This is a genomic window from Bacillus cereus group sp. N8, from assembly GCF_016483685.1.
Taxonomy (GTDB): Bacteria; Bacillota; Bacilli; order Bacillales; family Bacillaceae_G; genus Bacillus_A; species Bacillus_A proteolyticus.
Window position 1 is genome coordinate 1 of sequence record NZ_JAEHBK010000072.1, and the last position, 7568, is coordinate 7568.

Genomic DNA, 7568 nt, shown 5'->3' on the forward strand with positions numbered 1-7568 from the left:
AGGCTTCTAACCGCAGGGACTGTGGAGATAGCCTAATAAATTAGAGTTCGATAGAACTCTTTACTTAGGAATCCCCCCCTTCTAAACGAAGTGAAAGTGGGGGTAGTTCAAAGAGGCAGATTATAATGAAAATTCATTTTGTGTTAGTTTAAAACCAAAAAAGAGCAGCCGGCAAAAGCGAACTGCTCAATAGATTAAACATAGATAATCTAACATTTACATTTTTATAGTGGTATAAGTGATTAATATTTTAATTAAATTGGATCAGTCGGAACTCTTATAGCAGAAAACCCACGATTTCCAACTTGTGCGGATACTATAGTGCTACTTAAATCCGCTATATTCGCCACAATACGATAATGAACTGGATCACTTGGCACTATCGGATCTGATGGGGTATCTACCCATGTAAATGTGGAGTTAAAGGGATACAGCATATCTATATTACTACCTACGTCATATTTCCCAGATACAAGTGTGTTTGTCAGCAACATATCATCACGGAATAACTGATACTTAATGACATCCACAGTAAAGGATATGCTTCCTTCAGATGGGGTATGAATAAGAAGGTTAGTGCTGATTGTTGCGTTTAATAGGACTCTATCATTTTGGTTTTCGATAGGGACAAAGACCCTCATAATTAAAAGGTTATTTGTATTTTCTGGAAGATCTATAGATTCAGGTTCTGGTGCAAGCGGAGTGAAAAATAGGGTCGGCCCAGTCGGTCCAGTTGGTCCAGTTGCCCCAGTAGCTCCCGTTGAACCAGTGGGACCTGTATGGAATTGAAAGGGTTGAACAGGTGGGAGTGTAGGTCCGATAGAACCCGGATTTAGTGCAGCGGAAGATAAAAACTCGTCCATTTTATTTCATCTCTAAAAGTTCGTATTACTAATAGTAAATGCAATGATAGAGCAAAGTGAAATGGACAAGCGGTTGTATTTTAAAAATTAAACAAAATCGTTATTTTGTACATCAAGGTAGTCAGCGCAATCAACTAACGGTTTGTTGAAAAAAAGAAGCCCCGCAAATATTGCAGAGCTTCATAGGGTTGAGTTATGTCGTACTCACAAGGGATTTTAACATAAATTTCGAGGTGAATAAATTGGTAAATGTGTCCAAGTGATTTAGAGCCATTTTATAAAAAAAGAGAAGCGCTTAATCAGGACGCTCCTCTTAATGCCAATACACAATAACTACCCTATTATACTGTATAAGCGTAAAATATTTAACAATTACCTTTATGGTAAAAATTTCATTTTTCATTAGTTTAAAACCCAAAAAGAGCACTTAATAAAGTGCTCTTGTGACGAGTTTCGTTTTCTCAAAGAAAGGAATACACAATATCATACGAAGCTTTTATGAAATGTACTTGTGTTAATTAATTAGTATTTGTAAAAAAGCAGCTAGCAAAAGCTAACCGCTTATCTCCAAGGGGGAACAAGGAGAAAAATCTAATGTCATCTATATTGTTGACGGAATATTTAGTTTTATGCAGAGGTTATGTTATATGATTGATGAAAAATTCCTTTATTAGCAGCAAAACAGTGAGGAGAGACAAGACTTCAATTGAGAACCAAAACATACTTTTTTGAGGTTTTTTAAACTCCATTATTATGGAAGAAAATAAAAAGGTTGCAATCATCATGATAATTAAGAGACGGATTATATCAGACATTAATAGCACTCCTAATATTTAATCAGTTTCATTATATAGTTATTTCCAATGAGATGGAATTTAAGAATTGTTTTATTGAAATTCGAACAAAAAAGGTCCTGTTGTCTCCAACAGAACCTTTCTTAAAATGGCAAAGAGTAACTCTTACCTTACTCTTTGTTCATATAATACAGGATTATTAGCAAAAATCCAAGTCTCTTTATATTGAGAAATAAAGAAGAATCATTATAAAGAAACTTATTTTTTTCGTAAATAAAAGAGCAGCTAGGAAAAGCTAACTGCTCGGTTCTCCAAGGGGGAACAAGGAGAAAATCTAATGTCATATACAGTATTGACGGAATATTGAGTTTTATTCAGGGGATAAGGTTGTAATTTGTAGATTGGGGACAATTGAAAAAAAGCACTCAAAGAGTGCTTATGCGAATTCTAAGTTTTCTACATCAACTATTGTACATGGATTAGTTGTTTTATAAACAATTTTTTCCCTTTTAATTCACTTGATATTTCTTCTAATTCAAAAGCAACTCGATTTGTTTCAAGTGTATCTTTTTGGTAGCTTAATACCTTATATACTTCCAAAATGTCGCCTTTATAAACTGCCATTAACTTATCTTGATTATATAAACGATCAAGGTTGATTCTCCAAGCTCTCTGCACACGATTTTTTAAGCCATCTTTAGAGTTTGGGACTTCTTTCACTTTAATAACAATCATTTCAAACAGCTCCTTTTGGTTATTTTGAAATATTCTTTTGTTATTATTTTATTATTCTTTTGATATTCTTTTTGCAACGAAAATAATTCTTTTAACAGAAAGTGAGGAATAAAAAATGGGACTAGGAAACCGTGGAATGGCATTTGAAATGCTTATCAATCGAGCGAATGAAATGTATCAAATAGGTGGAGTGGCGCTTATAAACAAGCGTCCGACTCCTGTAAAGGTGCTAAAGAGTAGAGGTGGTCGTGTACTAAGCGGATTCTATGAAGCTAAAAGTACAGTAGACTATGACGGTGTGTATAAAGGAAGAGCTATCGCATTTGAGACGAAATCTACAGAGAATGCTACACGATTTGATTTAAAAAACATTGCGCAGCACCAATTAGATTACTTGGAGAAAGCAGAGAAGATGGGAGCGATTTGTTTCTTCCTTATTGAGTTTAGTAAGGACAAGTCAGTATCCTTGATACCACTGGCAGTTATTCAATTTTACGTAAGGATGTCGCAACAGCCAAAGGGTAAGAAGTCGATACCAAGAGCAGACTTTGATATTTACGGGTATTTAGTAGAACAGACAGAACGAGCCTCAGTTGATTACTTACAATACGTTGATGAAGTAGTATTTCCAGTTATGTTTGATGGAATAATTCAATTTGATCAGGACCATAAAAGGGGAGTGAATAACATTGAAGCAGTAAAAGAGAAGATGGCTAATAAGAAACGTAAATTGCTAAAGGCTTAATGGACAGCGGAACAACGTGCAATAGTGTGGTGGGGACTATGTTAATGCGCGATGTTCTCCTATTCAGTAGTTAGATAGTAAAATTTCACGTACCTGATGTGAATGTAAAAACCAAAATTCGAAATAGGGGGATTCCTTCATGGAACAATTAACTTTATTACCAGCAATCGATGACAAGAAAGTACAAAAGGAAGTAGTCAGCATCTTAAAGGAATACCGGGCATTAAAGATGCGATTCAATAATGAAGTGGAACAAGAAGGAATCAGCTTGTTTCCAGAGATACGAAATTCAAGAAGAATAAGCGAATTAAAGGTGAAACAGATAGAGAAGACCTTGGACCATATCTTAGATGAGGATGAAAGAAACATTATTACTATGAAGTTTCTAGATAATAAACCAGTTAAAGATTCATTCGTACAGAACGAATTGATGATGAAGAACTCATACTTTTACGAGAAAAAGAAGAGTGCCATTAAATTGATCGCTACTACATTAGGAATCATTTGAAAATGGCAGAGAAATAGCATGTTTTTTGGGGAGTTTTTGCAAATGAAATCAACAGTAAGCTATTCCTATAAACAGTTCTTTGAAAAGAGAATACGTTTTGGGGATAGCGTTCCCATTATAATAACGTTACTCGGTGACGCGGAGGCTAGAGGGGATAAGAGCTTCCCAAAATTATTTATATTTTACTTCTCATTGAGTGCATAAGCGTTCCGCCTTTCGTTTGTGGACTCATAGGTAGTAAAATCACATCTGTCATGTGGATTCTTGATTTCTATGTTAAAACTGGATCGTTTTACAAATGGGGATGTTGGTCTGTTCGATTGAATGGACCGCATCTCCTAGCAAGAAGAAATAACTCAATTATATTAGTAATTACTCACAACTATAACTAATGTAAGTCAGGTTGTTCTTCTTAAATGATTAAGCGAGCAGAGAGCTTCCGCTCTTTGTTTGAGCCAATACAGCTGAACATTCCCCTCAGTCTTGTGTATTGGTTCAAACAAGGTGCAGGAAGAAACGTACGCGTCTTGATATAAATCCTTTATAATTCGATATTGGCGAAAATGACATTAAGTAGCCGACTCTACGGAGTATAAACGAGAAGAGGAATATAAAGTTGAGAATATGAATTCTCACTCTTCTCCCAGTCACTGACACAGGGCGTGTAGCCATACTATTGATGCGGTGGCTTGGAGAATCCGGAGAGTATCTAGAATACCAGAGGCTTAAAGAGATACTTATTGCCATTTGTTATCTCTCTTCCCCTTTAGGAGCTGTCACCTTTTGGTGATGGCTTTTTGTTTTGTAGAATATTTTTCTATTCTGTCGAATAGATATATTGGGAGAGGTGGAGAATAAGAAAATGAAAAAATTTATAATAAGCATAGAAGCAATCGATGGTAAACAACACGAATTTGAAATTGAGTATAAAAAGACAGTAACAGTTACTGCTATAGAAAATTCTATACAAGCAAGAGAAGCTAGATTCTTCAGATTTGGAGATCGTATGATTAATTTGGACAATGTATTCTCTTTAGTGGTAAAAGAGAAGAAAGATTAAATAAAAAAAGCATCCATAACGGGTGCTTTTTTCTTTGTTATATAGAAATTGCACATTAAACCAGTGAACATTCTAATAAGACAAGCATATGATGAATTCGTGGGACGAGTTATCATATGAGATGAAACTTGGGGCGCCATACTTATTTGTTGAAGGGTACCTAATGACGGGTACTCTTTTTATTTTGCACCTTTTAATAAGGACAAGCATATATTGGAGTATGGGGTTGCCCCACTTCATATATTTGAGCACCTATCGATTATGGGTGCTCTTTTATTTTGTACAAAATGGACATTTGATGAGGTTATAATATGTATATAGGATTAACTGTTTTAGGAGCTACCGTGATCGGTTTAGCGTCTTATTTGTTGTTAAGGGATGATAATGGGTGAAATAGACTTGCAATTTGAAGAGTAAATACGAATATTATTATTCTAAAATGCAAAACATAGACTAGTAAACAAGCTGTTTTTAACTTTTAATCATAGAATATGAGGAATTCTATTGTTAAGAGGAGGTAATCATATTTATGGGATGTAATTGTAATTTCAGACATTGCAGAGATTGTAATAGATTTTGGGATGATTTAATGTTTTGCAGACGCAGACATAGAGATTGTGATGACCGTCGTTGTAGACGTGATCGTGACTGTGATTGTGATGAATGTCGTCGTAGACGTAATCATGATCATGACTGCGATTGCGATAAACGTCGAGATTGATAAAGTCCTTTGAATGAGTGTGCTTCTTCACAGCACTCTTTTTTTGTTTATGGTTTTTTCTAAATTAATACGTATTAATTTAGAAGAATGTAGTTGCAATTCGATTTAAGGTCTAACAAAACAAACGAACATAACGAACGAAAATAAATGTCCTGTTTGCCTGTCTAAAAGTTGACCCTTTTGTACAATTAAAATTTATAGGGTAAAAACTTTGTAAACAGATAGTTGTTAATGTCTAAAAGATAGTCTGAAATAAAAGTATATAATTCTTAAGACTTTTAGACTATTTTGAGGTGATTTGAATGGCTATCGTTGGTTATGCAAGGGTAAGTACAAAAGATCAAAATTTAGATGCACAAATTGAAAGGTTAACAGAATATGGATGTGACAAAATATATTCTGAAAAGTACAGTGGAGCTAATAGTGATCGGGAAGAATTGCAAAAGGCATTAGAGTATATGAGAGAAGGAGATAAATTTGTTGTTTGTAAAATAGATCGCTTAGCTAGATCAATATTTGATTTGCATAAGATTGTAAATCAATTAGCTGATCGAGGAATAGCGGTGGTATTTCTTAAAGAACAAATTGATTTCTCTACACCAGCAGGTAAATTGATGTTTACTATGTTAGGGGCTATTGCTGAGTTTGAAAGAGATTTAATTAATGAAAGAACAGCTGAAGGTCGAGAAAGGGCTAAGGCGATGGGGAAACATATGGGACGTAAAGGGCAGGATGAAAAGCAAGTGAAACAAGCTATGAACTTATTCTTTAATAGGAAAGAAAATGGCTTGAGTGTAAATGACATTTCAAAAATGACGGGAGTTCCGCGTTCTACTATTTATGCAAAGGCAAAGGACTTAGAGAGTAGTGTGAAATTATAATGGAAGATTACAAAATACTGCGTAAACAATTTCAACATATTAGTCAGAAGTATTGGGAACGAACAGGTAAAATGAAAATTTGTGAAAGATGTAATTCTAATGAAGTTATTCACATTCATCATAAACAGGCGTTGTCCTTAGGTGGCACAAATGAATATGAGAATTTAGTCCCATTATGTAACGAATGTCATAGAGAATTTGAAGGGGAAAAATCATTTGAAACCTTTATGAATACCCCTAAACATACTGAATTGATAGGTATATGGGAAATGTTAAACAATCAAACTGTTGACTTCCTCCTTGGCAAAGAGAAGAGGTTAAGGATGTTATTAATCGAGCGTTGCAATTAAAAAGAGAAACTCAAAAAGTATTGAGTGAAGAATTATTAGCAGAGAAAAGACAGCTAAAGTAGCGAATTCGCTGCTTTTTTATTTTATAAACAAGCAACTCTGATACTCTATATCCTTTCATGTTAATATAAAAGAAAAAAAGAGGATATATGAATGCTTGTATTGGGTTTTATGTTGATTGGCTTAGGTATTTTTATTGTTTATTTAACTGTAATTGATGGAGTCAGAGAGGCGAAAGAAAATAAGTACAGTGGGTTTAAAGATTTTATAATTATAGCGCTGATGTACATTGTAGAAATAATTAGAGATTTATGGGGTTTTCGATTGTTTTTCATATTTATAGGATTGGCATGTATCGTATTTGGTGTGGCTATTTTAACGGTAGAATTGTATTAAAGGATAAGCAAAGAGCATCTGATTAGGATGTTTTTTTATTTTTCATAGAAAAAGGAACCATAATAGGCTCCTTAATTCGATTCAGAAGTTGTGTAGTTTTTCTTGATGATATCTTTTATGTTGATAATTAAGGATATAAGGAATCCAGCAGCTAGGATGCCGTTTACCCAGTAATATGTATTCCCGGATGTAAATTTATTATAAAAGGAATCGATATTATAATATACTAAGCCTGCTGAAATGACGGTAGAGATTACTAACGTACCAAAACTTTTCATGATGCTGCCCTCCGATTCTGAAATTTTAGACTTTTAATACAATTATACATTTAAATAAAAAGGTTTACAAAGGAATTACCATAAGGAGGAGTTATAACGAGTTTCTTCCTAATTGTAAATAAAGCCTATGTATATGTGAAATAAAAAAGAGCCGTCCTGTTTGAACTGAACCCAAAAAGTTAGACAAAGAATTTAAGCGGCCGATGGGATGTGAGTCCGGTATTGCACTGGACTCAT

At 34.3% G+C, this 7568-nt stretch carries 10 protein-coding genes; 7 read left to right on the plus strand and 3 right to left on the minus strand.

What is annotated here, in order from left to right; translation table 11 throughout:
• Window positions 1-254: 254 nt before the first annotated feature.
• Together JDS80_RS29880 and JDS80_RS29885 are read right to left on the minus strand one after the other, a co-directional pair.
• Window positions 255-863, minus strand: a complete 609-nt coding sequence (locus JDS80_RS29880; protein WP_199640723.1) for an exosporium leader peptide-containing protein — start codon at window positions 861-863, stop codon at window positions 255-257.
• 1259 nt (window positions 864-2122) lie between these two features.
• On the minus strand, window positions 2123-2392 hold the full coding sequence (locus tag JDS80_RS29885) for a hypothetical protein (RefSeq protein WP_199640724.1): 270 nt from the start codon (window positions 2390-2392) through the stop codon (window positions 2123-2125).
• Between the two features lie 115 nt (window positions 2393-2507).
• On the opposite strand from JDS80_RS29885, the gene JDS80_RS29890 reads away from it, so the two are divergent.
• The 7 genes from JDS80_RS29890 (at window position 2508) to JDS80_RS29915 (ending at window position 7053) form a co-directional block, all read left to right on the plus strand.
• The gene (locus tag JDS80_RS29890) at window positions 2508-3137 is read left to right on the plus strand and encodes a Holliday junction resolvase RecU (RefSeq protein WP_199640725.1); all 630 of its coding nucleotides are present in this window, start codon (window positions 2508-2510) and stop codon (window positions 3135-3137) included.
• Window positions 3138-3276: 139 nt separating this feature from the next.
• Entirely contained in the window at window positions 3277-3645 is a 369-nt protein-coding gene (locus JDS80_RS29895; RefSeq protein ID WP_159146654.1) for an ArpU family phage packaging/lysis transcriptional regulator, read from the plus strand.
• Window positions 3646-4507: 862 nt separating this feature from the next.
• Window positions 4508-4705 (plus strand): hypothetical protein, encoded by a 198-nt coding sequence (locus JDS80_RS29900; protein ID WP_088291600.1) that lies wholly within the window; start codon window positions 4508-4510, stop codon window positions 4703-4705.
• 529 nt (window positions 4706-5234) lie between these two features.
• Window positions 5235-5426 carry a hypothetical protein gene (locus JDS80_RS31785; RefSeq protein ID WP_242477461.1) on the plus strand — a complete coding sequence of 64 codons (192 nt, stop codon included), beginning with the start codon at window positions 5235-5237 and terminating at the stop codon, window positions 5424-5426.
• Window positions 5427-5728: 302 nt separating this feature from the next.
• Window positions 5729-6307 carry a recombinase family protein gene (locus JDS80_RS29905; protein WP_199640726.1) on the plus strand — a complete coding sequence of 193 codons (579 nt, stop codon included), beginning with the start codon at window positions 5729-5731 and terminating at the stop codon, window positions 6305-6307.
• Complete coding sequence (locus JDS80_RS29910) at window positions 6307-6657, plus strand: HNH endonuclease (protein ID WP_242477462.1); 351 nt, start codon at window positions 6307-6309, stop codon at window positions 6655-6657. The genes JDS80_RS29905 and JDS80_RS29910 overlap by 1 nt, the downstream gene beginning before the upstream one ends.
• A gap of 153 nt (window positions 6658-6810) precedes the next feature.
• On the plus strand, window positions 6811-7053 hold the full coding sequence (locus JDS80_RS29915; RefSeq protein ID WP_199640727.1) for a hypothetical protein: 243 nt from the start codon (window positions 6811-6813) through the stop codon (window positions 7051-7053).
• Between the two features lie 71 nt (window positions 7054-7124).
• Here JDS80_RS29915 and JDS80_RS29920 read toward each other — a convergent pair whose 3' ends face one another.
• On the minus strand, window positions 7125-7331 hold the full coding sequence (locus JDS80_RS29920) for a hypothetical protein (protein WP_000834521.1): 207 nt from the start codon (window positions 7329-7331) through the stop codon (window positions 7125-7127).
• Window positions 7332-7568 lie beyond the last annotated feature (237 nt).

Bases quoted from the DNA above. Each gene is read 5' to 3' on its own strand.
- JDS80_RS29885 (WP_199640724.1), bottom strand. From the start codon at position 2,392: ATGATTGTTATTAAAGTGAAAGAAGTCCCAAACTCTAAAGATGGCTTA.
- JDS80_RS29920 (WP_000834521.1), bottom strand. From the start codon at position 7,331: ATGAAAAGTTTTGGTACGTTAGTAATCTCTACCGTCATTTCAGCAGGC.
- JDS80_RS29880 (WP_199640723.1), bottom strand. From the start codon at position 863: ATGGACGAGTTTTTATCTTCCGCTGCACTAAATCCGGGTTCTATCGGA.
- JDS80_RS29895 (WP_159146654.1), top strand. From the start codon at position 3,277: ATGGAACAATTAACTTTATTACCAGCAATCGATGACAAGAAAGTACAA.
- JDS80_RS29900 (WP_088291600.1), top strand. From the start codon at position 4,508: ATGAAAAAATTTATAATAAGCATAGAAGCAATCGATGGTAAACAACAC.
- JDS80_RS31785 (WP_242477461.1), top strand. From the start codon at position 5,235: ATGGGATGTAATTGTAATTTCAGACATTGCAGAGATTGTAATAGATTT.
- JDS80_RS29910 (WP_242477462.1), top strand. From the start codon at position 6,307: ATGGAAGATTACAAAATACTGCGTAAACAATTTCAACATATTAGTCAG.
- JDS80_RS29915 (WP_199640727.1), top strand. From the start codon at position 6,811: ATGCTTGTATTGGGTTTTATGTTGATTGGCTTAGGTATTTTTATTGTT.
- JDS80_RS29905 (WP_199640726.1), top strand. From the start codon at position 5,729: ATGGCTATCGTTGGTTATGCAAGGGTAAGTACAAAAGATCAAAATTTA.
- JDS80_RS29890 (WP_199640725.1), top strand. From the start codon at position 2,508: ATGGGACTAGGAAACCGTGGAATGGCATTTGAAATGCTTATCAATCGA.